This is a genomic window from Kitasatospora sp. NPDC007106 (assembly GCF_040634455.1).
GTDB lineage: Bacteria > Actinomycetota > Actinomycetes > Streptomycetales > Streptomycetaceae > Kitasatospora > Kitasatospora arboriphila.
Map to the genome: position 1 here is coordinate 1 of NZ_JBEYFP010001423.1, position 1094 is coordinate 1094.

General features: G+C 75.5%; 2 protein-coding genes. One reads left to right on the forward strand and one right to left on the reverse strand.

Annotated elements, in window-relative coordinates:
- Positions 1–489 (reverse strand): SAM-dependent methyltransferase (locus ABZ641_RS38975; RefSeq protein ID WP_359989451.1); only part of this gene is annotated, 489 nt, incomplete at its 3' end.
- 69 nt (positions 490–558) lie between these two features.
- On the opposite strand from ABZ641_RS38975, the gene ABZ641_RS38980 reads away from it, so the two are divergent.
- On the forward strand, positions 559–1094 hold a 536-nt coding region (locus ABZ641_RS38980; RefSeq protein ID WP_359989453.1), incomplete at its 3' end, for a hypothetical protein.

Here is a 1094-nt window from a genome sequence, read left to right on the forward strand (position 1 = left end):
GACCGGGCGGGCGGCGCTGCGGCCGTCCGGCCGGCGGACCGAGGCCGGGTCGAAGGTGGCCGCGAGCAGGCCGTCCCCGGTGAGGGCACCGGCCCAGCAGGCCAGCAGCCCGAGCTTGTCCCCGAGGTAGGGCAGGCCGTGCACGCAGGTGACGAGGTCGTACGTGCGCTCCGGCTCCCAGTCGGCGACCGAGGCGGTCAGCAGCCGCAACCCGGGCAGGACGGGCACCGGACCGAGCGGGCCGACCAGGTCGACGCCGGTCAGCTCACTGCCCGCGGCGACCGACCCGGCGGCGGCGACCAGGGCCCGCCCCTCCCCGCTGCACAGGTCCAGCCAGGCACCGGGGCGCCCCCGCAGCCGTTCGGCCGGGTCGAAGCCGAGCTCCCGGGCGTAGCTGTTCACCCCGGTGAGGGTCCGCTCCCGGTTCATGGTGCTGTTCGCCACCACGGGGGAGGCCGCGAGTTCCACGTCCCCGACGAGATCACCCATGCCGGCCACCCTACGGCCGACCACAACCCCCCTGCGGACCCGGGCGGCAGCGCTGCCTAGGGTGGTCGCATGACGAACCGTCCGCAGGTGCCCGCCGTCCGCGACGAGCGGAGCGCACGGCAGGACACCTGCCGGTGCTTCGACCAGGGCCGCGCGACGAACCGGCGTCGGGTCGCCTTCCACGCCGAGCAGCAGGACACCTCGGCGCCGGGCTGGCTGCGGCTGCTCGACCTGGTGGAGGAGGCGGCGGCGGACGGCCGCGAGGAGTTCCACCCGCTGCAGGGGCTGCCCGCGGAGGAACGGCGGCAGATCGTCACCCTGCCACCGACGATCGCGAGGCTGACCGCCGTCCGCAGGCTCGGGCTGTACGGCAGCAACCTGGTCCGCGTCCCGCCCGAGATCGGGGCGATGTCGGCGCTGGAGGACCTCGACGTCTACACCTCGTACCGCCTGCACTGGCTCCCCTACGAGCTGACCCGGTGCCCCCGGCTGCGGCGGAGCCTGGTCAGCACCCGGGCGCTGTACGGCAACGAGAAGACCAGGCCGCCGTTCCCGCCGCTGGACCGGCAGCCGCGCGAGGGCGGCACGGGCGCGGTCTGCAGTGT